We start from the raw sequence: 15936 nt of genomic DNA, 5'->3' as shown, positions 1-15936 counted from the left end.
TCGCCTCACTATAACTTTGACGTCAATATCAAAAAAGGAGAACTCATGCGAGAGACGATGGACGGGACCCCCGCCCTCCGCGCGGAGCTCGACGACACGGGCGTCCTGCTCGTCACGCTCGACCGACCCGGGGCACGCCATGCCCTCTCGCTCGACCTGCTCGAAGCCCTCGCGCAGGCGTTGGACCTCGCGGCCACGTCCGATGCCGTGCGGGCGGTCGCGCTGACGGGTGCCGGCGGTGCCTTCTGCGCCGGCGGCGACGTCCGGCTGATGGCGCAGGGCCGCAGCATCTTCGGTCCGGCCGACGAGCCCGAGCGCCGCGCCGCCGCGCAGTCCGACGCCCAGCGGCGGACGGTCGTCCGGTTGCGCGAGCTCGGCAAGCCGACCGTGGCGATCGTGGACGGGCCGGCCGTCGGCGCGGGCCTCGCGCTCGCGCTGGCGTGCGATCTGCGAGTCGCCGGGGAGTCGGCGATGCTCATGACCGGCTTCGGTCGTGTCGGCCTCGCGGGGGACTTCGGGTGCAACTGGCTGCTGCACGACCTCGTGGGCCGGTCGACCGCGCGCGAGCTGCTGCTCACCTCGGCACCCGTCCCCGCGTCGGAGGCGCTGCGGCGGGGCCTGGTCAGCGAGGTGCATCCGGACCACGAGCTGATGGAGAGAGGCCTCGCGCTGGCACGACGCCTGGCCCGGGTCCCGGCCGCCGCGGTCGAGGCCATGCTGTCGGCGTCCGATCTCGCGCCGTCGCTGTCCTTCGCAGAGGCGTGCGACCGCGACGCACGGATCCATGTCCGCCTCGCCGGGACGGACGCCCACCGCGCGCTGGTCGCGCGGCTGGTCGAGCGGTCGTCAGCACGGTCGGCCGGAGCGGACGGATGACGCGGGTCGTCCTCGTCACCGGTGCCGCTCGCGGCCAGGGCCTGGCGGTGACCCGGGTGCTGCTGGACGAGGGCTGCGCCGTCGTGATGGGCGACCTCCGTGAGGAGGCCCTCGTCCGGGCCGCGGCGGACCTGCCCGAGGACCGCGTGCTGGTCGCGCCGATGGACGTCAGTGCCGCGGCGGACTGGGATCGAGTCACGGCTGCCGTCGAGACGCGCTTCGGTCGGCTCGACGGGCTGGTGAGCAACGCCGGGCTCCTGCACCGAGCCGCCCTGGTCGACGAGGAGGTCGGCGACTTCGAGCGCGCGTGGCGCGTGAACACGCTCGGCCTGCTGCTCGGGCTCCAGGCGTGCGTCCCCCTCCTCAAGGCGGCCGACGACCCCGCTGTCGTCGTCACGGTCAGCAATGCCGCCATGCGTCCGTTCGTGGGTCATGCCGGGTACTCCGCGTCGAAGTGGGCCGCTCGTGGTCTGGCGCAGGTCGCGGCACTCGAGCTGGCCGAGCTGGGCATCCGGCTCAACACGGTGCTGCCCGGAGCGATCGACACGCCGATGCTGCCCGCGGCGAGCGTTCCCCGCGTGTCCTCCTGGGTGCCCCTCGGGCGTCCGGGAACCCCCGAGGAGGTCGCCCACGTCGTGGCGTTCCTGCTCTCCGACCGCGCCTCGTACCTGGTGGGCTCCGAGCTCCTGGTCGACGGCGGACAACTGATGAGGACCCACCTGTGACCCGCTACTGCCTGCACTCGTCCACCACCAACCACGGGACCGTCGAGCAGGTGGTCGGCGAGGTGCGTCGGGTCGCCGAGGCTGGCCTGGGCGGCTACTGGGCGCCGATGCTGAACGGCCTCGACACGATGACCGCGCTCGGTGTCGCCGCGGCGCTGGTGCCCGACGTGGAGGTCGGGACCGCCGTCGTGCCCATCCCGTTGCGCTCGCCCTACGCGCTGGCCCAGCAGGCGCTCACCGTCGCCGAGCTGTCGGGAGGTCGGCTCACCCTCGGCCTCGGGACGTCGCACCGGCCGTTGGCCGAGGGGATCTTCAGGGCCGAGTGGACGCCTCCGCTCGCGACCATGACGACGTACCTGGCCGAGCTGAGGGATCTCATGGCGGGCGGGCAGCCCGAGCGCATGCAACCGCGGATCCCGTCGCCCCAGGTCGTGCTCGGGGCCGTGAATCCGAGGATGGCGGCCGTCGCGGCCGAGCATGCCGACGGTGTCGTCACGTGGGCGGCGGGACCGCGCACGATCGAGCAGGTGATCGCGCCCGCCGCGGCGTCGCGGACGACACCGTTCAGGATCATCGCGGCGATCCCGCTGTGTGTGACGAGCGATCCGGACAAGGTCCGCGCGGCGATCGCGCGCAAGCTCGGCGCGAACGACGCCCTGCCGTCCTACCGGCGGGTGCTCGAGCGCGAGGGCGTCGACGGGATCGCCTCGGTCGCCATCGTCGGGGACGAGGGTGAGGTGGTGGCCGGGCTGCGCCGCCTGACCGAGGCCGGGGTCACCGAGGTCGCGGCCCATGTCGTCGCGCGCGGAGGGGACGAGGAGCGGACGTGGGCACTGCTGACCGATCTCGCGGCGCAGCGATCCCGGAACTCCCTTGACGACATGTGACCCGCACCATAAAGTGACGTCGATGTCAGAATCGGTTCCGGGCTTCCGGAACCGCATGCGCCAGCGAGGGAGAGTCGAACCGTGGTCTTCGCGCAAGCAGTCTGGGGCTCCATAGTCACCGGAGCGCTCTACGGCTTGGTGGGAGTGGGCTTCGTCCTGCTCTTCCGGGCCTCGAAGGTGCTGAGCTTCTGCCAAGGGGCCTTCATGCTCCTCGGCGCCTTCATCTTCTACGACCTCGTGAAGCGCCACGAGCTGCCGTTCACGGTGGCCACGCTCATCACGGTGTCGGTCGTGGCGGTCCTGAGTGCCCTGGTCTACCTCGCGTGCTTCGCCCGCATCGCCGCACGAGAGCCGTTCGCCACCTCCGTGGCGACGATCGGTCTCGCCGGCGTCCTGCAGGCGATCGTCGCGGTGCGGTACGGGACGAGTCCGCTCGCTCTGCCGGACGTCGTGGGGACCACCTCGTTCAAGGTCGCCGGCGCCACGATCACGGTGGCGGACCTCGTCTCGGTCGCGATGACCCTCATCGTGGTCTCGGTGCTGCTGCTGGTCCTGGCCAAGACGCAGCTCGGCCTGCAGATGAACGCAGTCGCCGACAACCCCGGGCTGTCGGTGCACCTGGGCGTGAGCGCGGCACGGATCGCGACCATCGCCTGGGGTCTGGCCGGACTGACGGCGGCCTTCGCGGGCATCGCGTTCGCCCTGCGTGCCTCGGTCGATCCGGTGGGAGTCGCGAACATCGGGTTCTTCGCCTTCCCGGCGATCATCCTGGGCGGGCTCGACTCGGTGCCGGGTGCTCTGGTCGGCGGCCTCGTGCTCGGCACGCTGCAGAACTTCGTCGCCGCCGCCTTCGGCGCCGAGTGGGTCGACCTGATCGCCTTCTCGATGATGCTCGCGTTCCTGATGGTGCGCCCGACCGGCCTGTTCGGCAAGGCCGAGGTCGTGAGGTTGTAGTGATGGAGATGTCGACGCAGGTGCCTGCCACGCCCCCCGCCTCCGACCGGACAGACGGCCCGGACCAGCCCGGTACCGATCCCGGCTCGCGCGGCCCTCGATCGCCGCGGCTCACCCGATGGAGGGCCGCGCTGGCCCGCCCGGGGGCACCGACGAGTCTCGTCGTGACCCTGTTCCTCATCGCCGCGGCCCTGTGGGCGGCCGGCGGAGGGCCCTACGTCAACCTGATCGCCCAGTCGTGCGCGATCTTCGCCATCGCCTCCGTCGGCCAGTCCATCCTCGTCGGCGGTGCCGGGCAGATCGCCCTCAGCGGCGGTGCCTTCATGGGCATCGGTGCGTTCACCGCGGGGATCATGGCCCGCTGGGGTGTCGAGAGCTTCCCGATCATCCTGCTGACGAGCGTCCTGGTGGGATGGACCGTCGGCATCGTCTCGGGACTTCCCGGGCTCCGGTTCAAGGGCCTCTACCTGCTGCTCTCCAGCCTGGCGCTCCAGTTCATCGTCACCTCGCTGACGCGGCAGTACCAGGCGGCGAACGAGCCCGCGGGGCTCGTGCTGCCGCCCCTGACGATCGGGTCGTGGGACCTGTCGCACGGCACGGGCCTGTACTGGCTGCTGATCATCATCCTGCTCGTGGTCTCCGCCCTGACGGCGCTCGTCGAGCGCACGGGCGTCGGCCTGGCCTGGCGCGCGCTCAAGGAGAGCGAGGTCGCCGCGGCGATGAGCGGCGTCGACGTCGTGCGCTGGAAGCTCTACGCGTTCGCGGCCAGCGGCGCGGTGACGGCGATGGCGGGCTGCCTCTTCGCGTACTGGGTCGGTCGCGCCGACTACGAGTCCTACACGCTGACGCTCACCATCACGCTCGTCACGATGATCTTCATCGGCGGCGTCAACTCACGCCTGGGCGCCATCATCGGCGCGGTCGTCATCTCGGTGCTGCCCTACTTCCTGCAGAACCAGGTGTCCGTCTGGATCCAGGACGCCGGGCTGAACTTCGACTGGTACCTCAGCAACGTCAGCACGGTCAATGCCGGCCTGTTCTCCCTGCTGTTCGTCCTCGTGATCCTGTTCGAGCCCGAGGGCATCGAGGGGATCCTGCACAAGGTCGAGTCCAAGGTGCGTGGGCTCCTGCGCCGCGCCCGCGTGAAGAAGGAGGCCGGCCGATGACCGCGAGCCTGTCCGTCCGGGACCTGAACGTCTCCTACCGCGGGGTGCCGGCGGTGAGCGACTACGCCGTGGACCTCGAGCCCGGAACCCTGACCATGATGCTGGGGCGCAACGGCGCGGGGAAGACGTCGACCCTGCGCGGGATCGTCGGGTTCCTGCCCGGCGAGACCGGCCGGTCGTCCGGCCGCATCGAGCTGCTCGGCAAGCCGGTCCGCCGACCGGATCCGCTGACTCTCGCGCGGGCGGGCCTGGAGCTGATCGCCGAGCGGAACAAGGTCTTCACCGGGATGACGGTCGACGACCAGCTGCGTCTCATCGCGCCCGACCGGGCGCGCAAGCTGGAGGTGCTCGAGTACTTCCCGCGGCTGCAGGAGCGGCTGGCGGTCCGCGCCGGGCTGCTGAGCGGCGGTGAGCGCCAGATGCTCGCCACCGCCCTCGCGCTGCTGCGGTCCCCGGAGGTGCTGCTGGTCGACGAGCTGTCCCTCGGCCTCGCGCCCGCGGTGGTCCGCGAGCTCATGCAGCACCTGCGCCGGCTAGCCGACGACCAGGGCATCGCGATCCTCGCCGCCGACCAGTCGGTGTCCGAGGCGCTCGCCGTCGCGGATCGGGTCCAGGTGATGGACGACGGTGCCGTGGTGGCCGAGGGTGCCATCGGAGAGCTGGACGTCGAGGGAGTCCTCGACACGTACCTCGGTCGAGAGAAGGTCTGACGTGCTGCTGCAGCTCAAGGAAGTCGACGTCGAGCTCGGGGGAGTCTCGATCCTGCGGGACATCAGCTTCGGGGTCGACCAGGGCGAGACCCTCGGAATCGTCGGCCCGAACGGTGCCGGCAAGACCACGATCCTCAACGTCATCAGCGCCGTGGTCCCCACGGTCGCCGGCGAGGTCCGCTTCCGCGGCGAGCCGTTCGGAGGTGTGACCCCGCACCGGGTGCGTGACCACGGGATCGGGCGCAGCCTGCAGTCGACCCAGTACTTCAACGACCTGACGGTCCTGAACCTCGTCTCGCTGGGGCTGCTGAAGAACTCGGTCTGGGGAGCGCTGCGGTTCACCGACCACCGGCGGGCCGACGATGCGGAGTCCCGTGCCATGGCGGCGCTGGACCTGCTGGACCTCGGTGGCTACGCCCACCGGCCGCTCAAGGAGCTCTCCAGCGCGGTGCAGAAGCTCGCCGACATGGCGCGGGCGCTCGCGATCGGCACGGAGCTCGTGCTGCTGGACGAGCCGACATCGGGCGTGAGCGCCTCGGAGCGCGGCGCGATCTCCGACGCCCTCGCCGAGATGAGGCGCCTCGGGCGGACCATCGTCCTGATCGACCACGATCCCGGCTTCGTGGTCGCCAACTGCGATCAGCTGATGGCCATGAACTTCGGCGAGGTCCTGCGGATCGGTGCGCCGGACGAGGTCATGTCCAGCGCCGAGGTCAAGCGTTCCTACCTCGGCCAAGAGGCCGACTGAACCCCATGGAGGCACAGTGAAGAACACGTCCACGCGTCGTTTCAGGGCGGCCACGGCCGCGGCCGCGCTCGCCCTGCTCGTCGCGGCCTGCGGCGGCGGCTCCGACGACGAGGCGGCCGAGGGGGACGGCACCTACAAGTGGGGCATCAACGCCGAGCTCTCCGGGGTGACCGCCTACTACGGCGAGGGCATGGAGGTCGGCCTCGAGTCCTACGTCGAGGAGGTCAACGCGGCCGGTGGGATCAACGGTCACGAGATCGAGCTGGTCACGCTGGACAACGGGGCGGACGCCTCCCGCACCGCGACCAACACGACGCAACTGGCCACGGCGGAGGAGGTCAGCGCGATCTTCGGCTTCGTGCTGAGCGCGAACTGCTCGGCCGGCACGCCGGTGGCGGAGCGCTACAAGGTGCCGCTCGCCTGCATGTCGCTGGCGGAGAGCAACGACTACGCGTTCAGCCTCGGCGCGGACAACACGCGGGCCGGGTCCGCGATGATCGCCGCAGCGAAGGAGGTCTCGGGCCAGCAGAACCCCCGGGCCGCGCTGGTCAACATCAACACCCTGACCTCCATCGGGTTCGGGGACCAGGTGGAGGAGAAGGCCGCGGCGGAGGGCGTCGAGCTCGTGACACGCCAGGAGATCGACCTGGCCGCCAGCGACTCCTCCACGCAGATCGCGAAGCTGGTCGCGGCGCGACCCGACGTGGTGATGATGAGCAACACCGGTCCCGGCTTCCTCAGCGTCCTCAAGGGACTGCGCAGTGCGAAGATCGACGCCCCGATCATCTGGGTCGACGGCACGGGCAACCTGCCGTCGCTGGCCGAGTCGACCGACGAGGGCGTCTACGCCCTGACCGTCGCCGAGGTCGTCGACCCGGCGAAGGCCGAGGGTGCCGCCGCGGAGTTCCTGAAGTCCGTCGGCTCGCGGATGAAGTCCGACAACCTGCTCCAGGTCAACGGCGCCTACACGGTGCCCGCGTACATGACGGCGCGCCTGTTCGGTGCGGCGATGGAGACGTGCGGCTATCCGTGCAGCGGCGAGGACCTCAGGAAGGAGCTCGAGAAGACTTCGATCGAGCTGCCGGGACTGGCGTCGGAGTTCGGCTACGCCGAGGGGGACCACTACCCCTACGCGCAGTGGCACCTGTACCAGATCACGGGCGAGCAGGTCAGCCACGTGGAGTCGTTCGAGTCCGACTGAGGCCGGTGGCGATCACGCCCGGGCCGAGCGCCGCAGGATGCGCTCGGCCTGGGCGTAGATCGGCCCGTCGACCATCCGGCCCTCGAAGGTGGTGACGCCGCGGGCGGCTCCCACGTGGTCGAGCAGGCGACGCGCCCAGTCGACGGCCGCCGCCGTGGGCGCGTAGGCCGAGCGGATCGCGCCGATCTGGCTGGGGTGGATCGCGACCGTGGCGTCGAACCCGATCGCGACGGCGTCGAGGCACTCGGCAGTCAGTCCGTCGAGGTCCGGGATGTCCATGTGCACGGCGTCCAGCGCGATCCGGCCGCTGGCCTTGGCGGCGATGAGCGCGCGCGAGCGCGCGTGCCGGGCGATGTCGCGGTAGCTGCCGTCGACGTGCCGGCTCGACTGCCCGCCGAGCCCCGCGACGAGGTCGTCGGCTCCCCAGAAGACGGCGATGACGTTGGCCGCGGCGGCGATCGCGTCGACCGACTGCAGACCGCGTGGTGTCTCGACGAGCACCACGACCTCGGCGGGGACCGCCTCGACCTCGGCGACGCTCTCGGACTTGGCGAGCATCACCCGACGTGTCCCCGTCTCGCGGACGAGGTCCAGGTCGGCCGCGTGCTCGGGCGACGATGCGGCGTTGACACGCAGGACGGTGCGCTGCGGATCCCAGGCGGACGAGCTCGCCGCTGCGCGCACGGCATCGCGAGCCGCGGCCTTCCGGTCCGGCGCGACGGCGTCCTCGAGGTCGAGGATCACGACGTCCGCGGCCGCCAGGGCCTTCGGGTAGCGGTCCGTCCGGTCGGCGGGGCAGAACAGCCAGGCCGGTCCCGGGTCCCAGTCACTCATGGGGCGCCATCCGGACGAGCGTCTGGCGCACGGCGGTGGCCACGACCTCGTCCCGCTGGTTGAGCGCGACGTGCCGCAGGGACACCACACCCTCACCCGGGCGGCTGGACGACGGCCGCTTGTCGAGCACCGCCGTCTCGGCGTAGATGGTGTCCCCGTGTCGGACGGGCGCCGGGAAGGTGATCTCGCTGAAGCCGAGATTCGCGACGATCGTCCCCTGCGTGAGCTGGGCGACCGACAGCCCGACGAGGGTGGAGAGCGTGAACATCGAGTTCACGAGCCGCTCGTGGAACGGCTCCTGCTGGGCGCTCTCGTGGGCGTCGAGGTGCAGCGGCTGGGTGTTCATGGTCAGGGCGGTGAAGAGCACGTTGTCGGCCTCGGTCGCGGTGCGCCCGGGACGGTGCACGTACACCGTGCCGACCTCGAACTCCTCGAACCACAGGCCGCGCTGGACGATCCGCCGGACGCTCATCGCGACTCCACGTTCTCGACGGACCCGCTGAGATCGACGGTGAACGAGGCGTCGGTCAGGTCGCGCACCTGCTGCACCGTCGTCCCGGGAGCCAGGTCGACGAGCGCGAGCCCGCCGGGCCTCACGTCGAAGACGGCGCGGTCCGTGATGATGCGGTCCACCACGGCCCGGCCGGTCAGGGGGACGTCGCACTGCTCGACGACCTTCGGACTGCCGTCCTTGGCGACGTGATCGGTCAGCACCACGATCCGCCGCGTGCCGGCGACGAGGTCCATCGCGCCGCCCATGCCCTTGACCAGGGCGCCCGGGATGGCCCAGTTCGCGAGGTCGCCCGTGGCGGAGACCTGGATCGCACCGAGGATCGCCACGTCGACCTTCCCGCCTCGGATCATCGCGAAGGACTCGGCGGAGTCGAAGAAGCTCGCACCGTCCGCCACCGTGACGGTCTGCTTGCCGGCGTTGATCAGGTCGGGATCCTCCTCCCCGTCGTAGGGGTAGGGGCCGAGGCCGAGGATGCCGTTCTCCGACTGCAGCGTCACGTCGACACCGGCCGGCAGGTGGTTGGCCACGAGCGTCGGGATCCCGATGCCGAGATTGACGTAGTCACCGTCCCGGAGCTCGGCCGCCGCCCGTGCGGCCATCTCGTCACGCGTCCACGTCATGCGAGGACTCCCTGGGGACGGGGGCCGCGGGTGGTGCGCTGCTCGATGTGCCGGGTGACGTCGCTCGCCTCGATCAGACGGGACACGTGGACGCCGGGTGTCTGGACGTCCTCGGGATCGATCGCGTCGACGAGGTGCTCGACCTCCGCGACCGTCACGCGGCCGCACGTGGCGATCGCGGGGTTGAAGTTCCGGGCCGCCAGCCGGTAGCGCAGGTTGCCGTGGCGGTCGCCCGTGTGGGCGTGGACCAGTGCGACATCGGCGACGATCGCGCGCTCCATCACGTACTCGAGACCGTCGAACTCGGCGAGGGGCTTGCCCTCCGCCACGACCGTCCCGACTCCTGTGCGGGTGTAGAAGGCGGGGATGCCGGCTCCGCCGGCCCGCAGGCGCTCGGCGAGCGTGCCCTGCGGGTTGAACTCGACGTCCAGGAGCCCGTCCAGGTACTGGCGGGCGAACAGCCTGTTCTCGCCGATGTACGACGCGACCACCTTCCGCACCTGCTGGTTCTCCAGCAGGAGTCCCAGGCCCTTGCCGTCGACGCCCATGTTGTTCGACACCACGGTGAGGTCGCGGACTCCGGAGTCCCGCACCAGCTCGATGAGCGTCGAGGGGATGCCGCAGAGCCCGAAGCCCCCGACGGCCAGCGTCATGCCGTCGAACAGCAGGTCCTCCAAGGCAGCCTCGGGTGGTCGGATCTTCGTCACGGGATCTCCGTTCGTTCATTGGACGGTCGCCACCATGTCAGCCCACGGGGCACGGAACGCGCAAGAAGCTCGTGGATCGCCGATCCGTTCTGCTCACTGGGCGGTCCAGCCGATGTCGCGGCGTCCACTGAGTGAACGCTCTGCGCTACTCTGGCCGCGTGGCAGGCCGGGACCCGATGGTGCGCAGGTTCGCTTCCCTCCTGCGCGCCTTGTCGGTCGCCCAGGAGTCGGGCTCCTCCACGACCGAGGCCGCAGCCCGCGCCGGGATGCCGCGGCCGACGGCGCACCGCGTCCTGACCGCGATGCTCGACGAGGGATTCGTCGACCGCGACCACCGAACCGGGCGCTGGTTCCTGGGTCCGGAGGCCTACGTGCTCGGGATGGCGGCCGCCGCCCGGTACGACGTGACGCCCGCGGCGCGACGGATCGTCGCGGAGCTCGCCCGCCGCACGGGCGAGAGTGCCTTCTTCTCGGTCCGTCGCGGGGACGAGACGGTGTGCCTGCTGCGCGAGGACGGCAGCTTCCCGCTGCGGTCCCACGTCCTCCACGAGGGGATCCGCTTCCCGCTGGGGGTCGCGTCGGCGGGCCTGGCGATCCTGTCGATGTGCCGCCCCGACGAGATCGACGCGTACCTGGCGCGGACCGATCTGACGGACGACTGGGGACCCGACCACACGGCGGAGGCCATCAGGGATCGGGTCGCGGTGACCCAGCGCGACGGCTATGCCGTGAACCCCGGGCTCATCGTCGAGGGCAGCTGGGGGCTCGGCGCCGCGGTGTTCGACGCGTCCGGGAGTCCTCAGTGGGCCGTCAGCCTGACGGGCGTGGAGTCGCGCTTCGGCGAGGACCGGCGCACCGAGCTGGGCGCCGCGCTGCTGGAGGCCTCGCACGCGATCACGCGATCGATGGGCCGCACCGTCGGCGGCTTCCCAAGATGAGCGGGCAGAGTCCGCAGTACCCCCTACGGGATTCGAACCCGCGCTACCGCCTTGAAAGGGCGGCGTCCTAGGCCGCTAGACGAAGGGGGCCGGACAACCCGTCAAGCATAGGGCACCGGGGCGTCTGCCCGATCATGGCAGCCGAGTTCTCCCGCCCTCCTAGACTCGGGGCGTGATCGACCTCGACGCGGACCGGTTCGAGCAGCTGGTGACCGCCGCGCTGGCCGAGGTGCCGGCCGAGCTGGCCGACCTGCTCGACAACGTGGTGCTGTTCATCGAGGACGATGCGCCGCCGCACGACCCGCACCTGCTGGGCCTCTACGACGGCATCCCGCTGACCGAGCGCGACTCCACGTACGCGGGCGTCGTGCCCGACCGCATCTTCGTCTACCGCCATCCCACGCTCGCGATCTGCGACACCGAGGAGGACGTGGTCGAGGAGGTCCGCATCACCGTGGTCCACGAGATCGCGCACTTCTTCGGCATCGACGACGCCCGCTTGCACGAGCTCGGCTATGCCTGAGCGCATCGTCCGCCGGGCCGCCGACCGCTACCGCACCGTCGCCGACGGCACCGAGACGCTCCACTCGTTCTCCTACGGGAGGCACTACGACGCCGCGAACGTCGCGTTCGGTCCGGTGGTCGCCATCAACGAGGAGCGGCTGGCGCCGGGCGCCGGCTACGACGAGCACCACCACGCCGACGCCGACATCGTCACGTGGGTCCTCGACGGGGTGCTCGCCCACGAGGACTCCACGGGCCAGCGGGGCGAGATCGCACCGGGCCTGGCCCAGCGGCTCAGCGCCGGCTCCGGGGTCACCCACGCCGAGCGCAACGCGAGCGACACGGCGCCGCTGCGCTTCGTCCAGATGATGCTGCGCAGCCGCAACGAGGACGCCCCCGAGTACGCGCAGGCGCAGGTGCCCGAGGGCCCCGGGCTGCACGAGACGGTGCCCGTCCACGCCGACGCCGAGCTGCTCGTGGCGCGCCCCGCGGAGGACCCGCTCGAGGTCGTCGCCGACCACGGCGCGCTCCTGCACGTCACGCTCGGAACGGCGACGGTCGACGGCACGCTCCTCGAGCCCGGCGACGAGCTGCGTGTCGATGGCGCGACGACGTTCAGCCTCGCCGGGAAGGGCGCTGAGATCTTGGTCTGGCGGCTCGTCGGTCCGCAGCGCTAGCCTGCTTGCATGCAGGGGTGGACGAAGCACGCGGACGCCGTCGCCGCACTCCGCGCCTCGTGGGACGCGATCCCGCCCGGCCGGCCGGTCCGCCTCGCGAAGCGCACGTCCAACCTCTTCCGCCCGCGCTCGCGCCCCGACGGTCCCGGGCTCGACGTCTCCGGGCTCGACGGCGTCATCGAGATCGACCCGGTGGCCCACACGGCCGACGTGCAGGGCATGTGCACCTACGAGCGCCTCGTCGACGAGACCCTCGCCCACGGGCTGATGCCCACGGTCGTGCCGCAGCTGCGCACCATCACCCTCGGCGGGGCGGTCACCGGGCTGGGCATCGAGTCCACGTCGCTGCGGCTGGGCCTGCCCCACGAGGCGGTGCTCGAGATGGACGTCCTCACCGGCTCGGGTGAGATCGTCACGGCCACGCCCGACAACGAGCACGCCGAGCTGTTCGCGGCGTTCCCCAACTCCTACGGCAGCCTCGGCTACGCGGTCCGGCTTCGGATCGCCCTGGAGCCCGCACCCGCGCAGGTGCGCCTGCGGCACGTCCGGTTCGCGTCCGTGGTCGACGCCGCCAAGGCCATCGCCGAGATCGCCGACGCGGGCACGTGGCACGGGGTGCCGGTCGACGCGGTCGACGGCACCGCCTTCACTCCCGACGAGGTCTACCTGACGCTGGCTCAGTTCGCCGACGGCGTCGGCCCCACCAGCGACTACACCGGCCAGGACGTCTTCTACCGCTCGATCCGCGAGCGCGCCGAGGACGTCCTGACCATCCACGACTACCTGTGGCGCTGGGACACCGACTGGTTCTGGTGCTCGGGCGCCTTCGGCGCGCAGCACCCGCTCGTCCGCCGGGTCTGGCCGCGCCGCTGGCGCCGCAGCGACGTCTACCACCGCATCGTCGCGCTCGACTCGAAGGTGGGCATCAGCCGCCTGCTCGACCGGGTCAGAGCCGTCCCGGGCCGCGAGCGCGTCATCCAGGACATCGAGGTCCCGCTGGAGCGGCTCGACGACTTCCTGACGTGGTTCGACCGCGAGGTCGGGATGCGCCCCGTCTGGCTGTGTCCCCTGCGCACCCGCCGCGCCTGGCCCACCTACCCGCTGGCGCCCGGCGAGGTCTACGTGAACGTCGGCTTCTGGGGCACGGTCGTCGTCCCGGCCGGCACCGCGCCCGGCACGGTCAACCGCCGCGTCGAGGCCGAGGTGCACCGGCTCGGCGGCCACAAGTCGCTGTACTCCGAGGCGTTCTACGACCGGGAGACCTTCGACTCCCTCTACGACACCGCGGGACTCGACCGCGTGCGTGACCGGTACGACCCGCAGGCCCGACTCCACACTCTGTACGACAAGGCGGTGAGGAACTCATGAGCATCGCATCCGAGACGCGACTCACGATCGCTCAGGCATTCGACCGGCTGCTGCGTGACGGCATGCCCATCCGGTTCGAGGCGTTCGACGGCAGCTCGCTGGGGCCCGAGGACTCCCTCCTGCGCCTGCGCCTGCTGAACGAGCGTGGCCTGGCCTACCTCATGACCGCCCCGGGCGACCTCGGGTTCGCCCGCGCCTACGTCTCGGGCGACCTCGAGATCGACGGCGTCCATCCCGGCGATCCCTACGACATCATGGTCGCGCTCATGAGCCGCCTGCGCTTCCGGGTGCCGAGCGCTCCGGAGATGGTGCGGATCATCCGCAGCCTGGGCTTCGGGAACCTCAAGCCGCCCACGCCGCCGACGGAGGAGCACCTGCCGAAGTGGCGCCGGGCCCTGGAGGGGCTGCGGCACAGCAAGACGCGCGACGCCGAGGCCATCGAGCACCACTACGACGTCTCGAACCGCTTCTACGAGCTGGTGCTCGGCCCGTCGATGACCTACACGTGCGCCGTGTTCCCCAAGGCCGATGCCAGCCTGGAGGAGGCCCAGAGCGAGAAGTACGACCTGATCTGCCGCAAGCTCGACCTCAAGGCCGGCGACCGCCTGCTCGACCTGGGCTGCGGCTGGGGCGGCATGGTCCGCCACGCGGCCCAGCACTACGGCGTCCGCGCGCTCGGCGTCACCCTCTCGCGTGAGCAGGCCGCCTGGGCGGGGGCCGCGATCGAGCGCGAGGGGCTGTCCGGCCTGGCCGAGGTGCGCCACAGCGACTACCGCGACGTCACCGAGACCGGGTTCGACGCGATCAGCTCGATCGGCCTCACCGAGCACATCGGCGTACGGCAGTACGCCGACTACTTCGGCTTCGCCCGCAGCCGGGTCAAGGTCGACGGCCGGATGCTCAACCACTGCATCACCCGTCGAGACAACACCGGCCGGGCCAACGCGGGCCAGTTCATCGACCGGTACGTGTTCCCCGACGGCGAGCTCGCCGGCGCCGGCACCATCGTCACGGCGATGCAGGACGCCGGCTTCGAGGTGCGCCACCTCGAGGACCTGCGCGACCACTACGCGCTGACGCTCAAGGCGTGGTGCCAGAACCTCGTCGACCACTGGGACGAGGCGCTCGATGAAGTGACGCCGGGCCGGGCCAAGGTCTGGGGCATCTACATGGCAGGATCGAGGTTGGCCTTCGAGAGGAACGAGATCCAGTTGACCCACGTCCTGGGCGTGAACACCCCCGCCGAGGGAAGCTCCTCCTACCCCCTGCGAGTCGACTTCTGATGCGGATCGCCACCTGGAACGTCAACTCGATCCGCAGCCGCATCGGGCGCGTCGTCAGCTGGCTCGAACGTCACGACGTCGACGTCCTGGCGATCCAGGAGACGAAGTGCCGTGAGGACCAGTTCCCGGCCCTCGAGCTGAGTGCGCTGGGCTACGAGTACGCCCATGTCGGCGTCAACCAGTGGAACGGCGTCGCGATCATCTCGCGCGTCGGCCTGGAGGACGTCGAGCGCTCGTTCGGCGTCGACCAGCCGATGTTCGACGACCTGCTCGAGCCGCGCGCCATCGGCGCCACCTGCGGCGGTGTGCGGATGTGGAGCCTCTACGTGCCCAACGGGCGCGACCTCGACCACGCCCACTACGCCTACAAGCTCGACTGGCTGGCGCGGCTCCGCGCCTCGGGCGAGGCGTGGCTGGCCAAGGATCCCGACGCCCAGATCGCGCTGACCGGCGACTGGAACATCGCGCCGCAGGACGACGACGTGTGGGACATGGCCGTCTTCGAGGGGCGCACCCACGTGTCGCCCGCCGAGCGCGCCGCGTTCTCCGCGATCGTCGACGCGGGCTACGCCGACGTGGTCCGGCCGCACACCCCCGGCCCCGGCGTCTACACGTACTGGGACTACACCCAGCTGAGCTTCCCGAAGAAGAAGGGCATGCGGATCGACTTCGTGCTCGGCTCCCCGGCCCTGGCGGCGCGCGTCGAGGGCGCGTTCATCGACCGCGAGGAGCGCAAGGGCAAGGGCGCCAGCGACCACGCACCCGTCGTGGTCGACCTCGCCGACTGAGTCAGGCGCGGCGCTCGCGCGCGTTCTCGACGCCGGCCTTGAGCAGGATGAACGGCAGCAGGAACGAGGCGAGCGCGGCGGCGAGCCAGACGATCACCGCGGCGATGAGCCAGGTGCTCAGGCCCGAGATGGTCAGGGCATCGCCGAAGAGGCTGGCGATCCACAGCGCCACGAGAGTGGAGACGATGCCGACGCCGCCGAGGAAGGCCTCGGCGTTGCGCTTCACCACGACGAGGATGAACGGGGACAGGATCGCCTGCGCCAGGGCGAAGATCACGACCGTGATGACGAATCCTGAGGTGGTGACCTCGAGATCGTCCAGCACGGCGTTGGCCACGAGCAGGCCGATGGCGGCGGAGACGAGGTTGATGGCCGCGCGGATGAGCAATCGGATCATGCCCGAACTCTAGGGCCCCCGATGGGCTGCTGCCCAGCG

The 15936-nt window shown here is 71.0% G+C and carries 19 protein-coding genes and 1 tRNA gene; 14 read left to right on the top strand and 6 right to left on the bottom strand.

Going from position 1 to position 15936, the window contains the following annotated elements:
* The first annotated feature begins 45 nt into the window (after positions 1 to 45).
* The 8 genes from B5D60_RS05960 to B5D60_RS05925 all read left to right on the top strand — a co-directional run bounded on the left by B5D60_RS05960 (position 46) and on the right by B5D60_RS05925 (position 7267).
* A complete protein-coding gene (locus tag B5D60_RS05960) occupies positions 46 to 876 on the top strand; it encodes an enoyl-CoA hydratase-related protein (protein WP_078699301.1) in 831 nt (276 codons plus the stop codon).
* On the top strand, positions 873 to 1601 hold the full coding sequence (locus tag B5D60_RS05955) for an SDR family NAD(P)-dependent oxidoreductase (RefSeq protein ID WP_078699300.1): 729 nt from the start codon (positions 873 to 875) through the stop codon (positions 1599 to 1601). Before B5D60_RS05960 ends, B5D60_RS05955 begins: the two co-directional genes overlap by 4 nt.
* A complete protein-coding gene (locus tag B5D60_RS05950) occupies positions 1598 to 2488 on the top strand; it encodes an LLM class flavin-dependent oxidoreductase (protein ID WP_078699299.1) in 891 nt (296 codons plus the stop codon). The genes B5D60_RS05955 and B5D60_RS05950 overlap by 4 nt, the downstream gene beginning before the upstream one ends.
* Positions 2489 to 2569: 81 nt before the next feature.
* Positions 2570 to 3442 carry a branched-chain amino acid ABC transporter permease gene (locus B5D60_RS05945; protein ID WP_172806270.1) on the top strand — a complete coding sequence of 291 codons (873 nt, stop codon included), beginning with the start codon at positions 2570 to 2572 and terminating at the stop codon, positions 3440 to 3442.
* Positions 3443 to 3606: 164 nt separating this feature from the next.
* Positions 3607 to 4608, top strand: a complete 1002-nt coding sequence (locus B5D60_RS05940; RefSeq protein ID WP_172806269.1) for a branched-chain amino acid ABC transporter permease — start codon at positions 3607 to 3609, stop codon at positions 4606 to 4608.
* Positions 4605 to 5318, top strand: coding sequence for an ATP-binding cassette domain-containing protein (locus tag B5D60_RS05935; protein ID WP_078699296.1), 714 nt, complete (start codon positions 4605 to 4607; stop codon positions 5316 to 5318). Before B5D60_RS05940 ends, B5D60_RS05935 begins: the two co-directional genes overlap by 4 nt.
* Position 5319: 1 nt before the next feature.
* Positions 5320 to 6066 carry an ABC transporter ATP-binding protein gene (locus tag B5D60_RS05930; protein ID WP_172806268.1) on the top strand — a complete coding sequence of 249 codons (747 nt, stop codon included), beginning with the start codon at positions 5320 to 5322 and terminating at the stop codon, positions 6064 to 6066.
* A gap of 16 nt (positions 6067 to 6082) precedes the next feature.
* Complete coding sequence (locus tag B5D60_RS05925; RefSeq protein WP_172806267.1) at positions 6083 to 7267, top strand: ABC transporter substrate-binding protein; 1185 nt, start codon at positions 6083 to 6085, stop codon at positions 7265 to 7267.
* A gap of 12 nt (positions 7268 to 7279) precedes the next feature.
* On the opposite strand, the gene B5D60_RS05920 is transcribed toward B5D60_RS05925, so the two are convergent.
* Genes B5D60_RS05920 through B5D60_RS05905 form a run of 4 tightly spaced genes read right to left on the bottom strand, consistent with a single transcriptional unit; the run spans position 7280 to position 9942 of the window.
* Positions 7280 to 8101 carry an HpcH/HpaI aldolase/citrate lyase family protein gene (locus B5D60_RS05920; RefSeq protein WP_078699293.1) on the bottom strand — a complete coding sequence of 274 codons (822 nt, stop codon included), beginning with the start codon at positions 8099 to 8101 and terminating at the stop codon, positions 7280 to 7282.
* Entirely contained in the window at positions 8094 to 8573 is a 480-nt protein-coding gene (locus B5D60_RS05915; RefSeq protein ID WP_078699292.1) for a MaoC family dehydratase, read from the bottom strand. The genes B5D60_RS05920 and B5D60_RS05915 overlap by 8 nt, the downstream gene beginning before the upstream one ends.
* The gene (locus B5D60_RS05910) at positions 8570 to 9235 is read right to left on the bottom strand and encodes a CoA transferase subunit B (protein WP_078699291.1); all 666 of its coding nucleotides are present in this window, start codon (positions 9233 to 9235) and stop codon (positions 8570 to 8572) included. The genes B5D60_RS05915 and B5D60_RS05910 overlap by 4 nt, the downstream gene beginning before the upstream one ends.
* Positions 9232 to 9942: a CoA transferase subunit A gene (locus tag B5D60_RS05905; protein ID WP_078699290.1), complete on the bottom strand. Its 711-nt coding sequence runs from the start codon at positions 9940 to 9942 to the stop codon at positions 9232 to 9234. Before B5D60_RS05905 ends, B5D60_RS05910 begins: the two co-directional genes overlap by 4 nt.
* Positions 9943 to 10100: 158 nt before the next feature.
* On the opposite strand from B5D60_RS05905, the gene B5D60_RS05900 reads away from it, so the two are divergent.
* The gene (locus B5D60_RS05900) at positions 10101 to 10880 is read left to right on the top strand and encodes an IclR family transcriptional regulator (protein ID WP_231948979.1); all 780 of its coding nucleotides are present in this window, start codon (positions 10101 to 10103) and stop codon (positions 10878 to 10880) included.
* A gap of 17 nt (positions 10881 to 10897) precedes the next feature.
* Here B5D60_RS05900 and B5D60_RS05895 read toward each other — a convergent pair.
* Positions 10898 to 10970 (bottom strand) — tRNA-Glu (locus tag B5D60_RS05895).
* Between the two features lie 82 nt (positions 10971 to 11052).
* Between B5D60_RS05895 and B5D60_RS05890 the strand changes: the two genes are divergently transcribed.
* The 5 genes from B5D60_RS05890 to B5D60_RS05870 are packed head-to-tail and all read left to right on the top strand — an operon-like array spanning position 11053 to position 15500.
* Positions 11053 to 11403 carry a metallopeptidase family protein gene (locus B5D60_RS05890; RefSeq protein WP_078699288.1) on the top strand — a complete coding sequence of 117 codons (351 nt, stop codon included), beginning with the start codon at positions 11053 to 11055 and terminating at the stop codon, positions 11401 to 11403.
* Positions 11396 to 12061 (top strand): pirin family protein, encoded by a 666-nt coding sequence (locus tag B5D60_RS05885; RefSeq protein ID WP_078699287.1) that lies wholly within the window; start codon positions 11396 to 11398, stop codon positions 12059 to 12061. Before B5D60_RS05890 ends, B5D60_RS05885 begins: the two co-directional genes overlap by 8 nt.
* Before the next feature lie 9 nt (positions 12062 to 12070).
* Positions 12071 to 13429, top strand: coding sequence for an FAD-binding oxidoreductase (locus B5D60_RS05880; protein ID WP_078699286.1), 1359 nt, complete (start codon positions 12071 to 12073; stop codon positions 13427 to 13429).
* Positions 13426 to 14712, top strand: a complete 1287-nt coding sequence (locus tag B5D60_RS05875) for a class I SAM-dependent methyltransferase (RefSeq protein ID WP_078699285.1) — start codon at positions 13426 to 13428, stop codon at positions 14710 to 14712. Before B5D60_RS05880 ends, B5D60_RS05875 begins: the two co-directional genes overlap by 4 nt.
* Positions 14712 to 15500, top strand: a complete 789-nt coding sequence (locus tag B5D60_RS05870; RefSeq protein ID WP_078699284.1) for an exodeoxyribonuclease III — start codon at positions 14712 to 14714, stop codon at positions 15498 to 15500. Before B5D60_RS05875 ends, B5D60_RS05870 begins: the two co-directional genes overlap by 1 nt.
* A gap of 1 nt (position 15501) precedes the next feature.
* On the opposite strand, the gene B5D60_RS05865 is transcribed toward B5D60_RS05870, so the two are convergent.
* Positions 15502 to 15897 carry a phage holin family protein gene (locus B5D60_RS05865; RefSeq protein WP_078699283.1) on the bottom strand — a complete coding sequence of 132 codons (396 nt, stop codon included), beginning with the start codon at positions 15895 to 15897 and terminating at the stop codon, positions 15502 to 15504.
* Positions 15898 to 15936: the final 39 nt, after the last annotated feature.

This window comes from Aeromicrobium choanae, assembly GCF_900167475.1.
Lineage (GTDB): Bacteria > Actinomycetota > Actinomycetes > Propionibacteriales > Nocardioidaceae > Aeromicrobium > Aeromicrobium choanae.
This window is presented reverse-complemented; position numbering and strand designations above follow the sequence as displayed.

Coding starts and splice junctions, on each gene's coding strand:
- B5D60_RS05960 (WP_078699301.1), top strand. CDS start 46: ATGCGAGAGACGATGGACGGGACCCCCGCCCTCCGCGCGGAGCTCGAC.
- B5D60_RS05955 (WP_078699300.1), top strand. CDS start 873: ATGACGCGGGTCGTCCTCGTCACCGGTGCCGCTCGCGGCCAGGGCCTG.
- B5D60_RS05935 (WP_078699296.1), top strand. CDS start 4,605: ATGACCGCGAGCCTGTCCGTCCGGGACCTGAACGTCTCCTACCGCGGG.
- B5D60_RS05920 (WP_078699293.1), bottom strand. CDS start 8,101: ATGAGTGACTGGGACCCGGGACCGGCCTGGCTGTTCTGCCCCGCCGAC.
- B5D60_RS05915 (WP_078699292.1), bottom strand. CDS start 8,573: ATGAGCGTCCGGCGGATCGTCCAGCGCGGCCTGTGGTTCGAGGAGTTC.
- B5D60_RS05910 (WP_078699291.1), bottom strand. CDS start 9,235: ATGACGTGGACGCGTGACGAGATGGCCGCACGGGCGGCGGCCGAGCTC.
- B5D60_RS05885 (WP_078699287.1), top strand. CDS start 11,396: ATGCCTGAGCGCATCGTCCGCCGGGCCGCCGACCGCTACCGCACCGTC.
- B5D60_RS05880 (WP_078699286.1), top strand. CDS start 12,071: ATGCAGGGGTGGACGAAGCACGCGGACGCCGTCGCCGCACTCCGCGCC.
- B5D60_RS05875 (WP_078699285.1), top strand. CDS start 13,426: ATGAGCATCGCATCCGAGACGCGACTCACGATCGCTCAGGCATTCGAC.
- B5D60_RS05870 (WP_078699284.1), top strand. CDS start 14,712: ATGCGGATCGCCACCTGGAACGTCAACTCGATCCGCAGCCGCATCGGG.
- B5D60_RS05865 (WP_078699283.1), bottom strand. CDS start 15,897: ATGATCCGATTGCTCATCCGCGCGGCCATCAACCTCGTCTCCGCCGCC.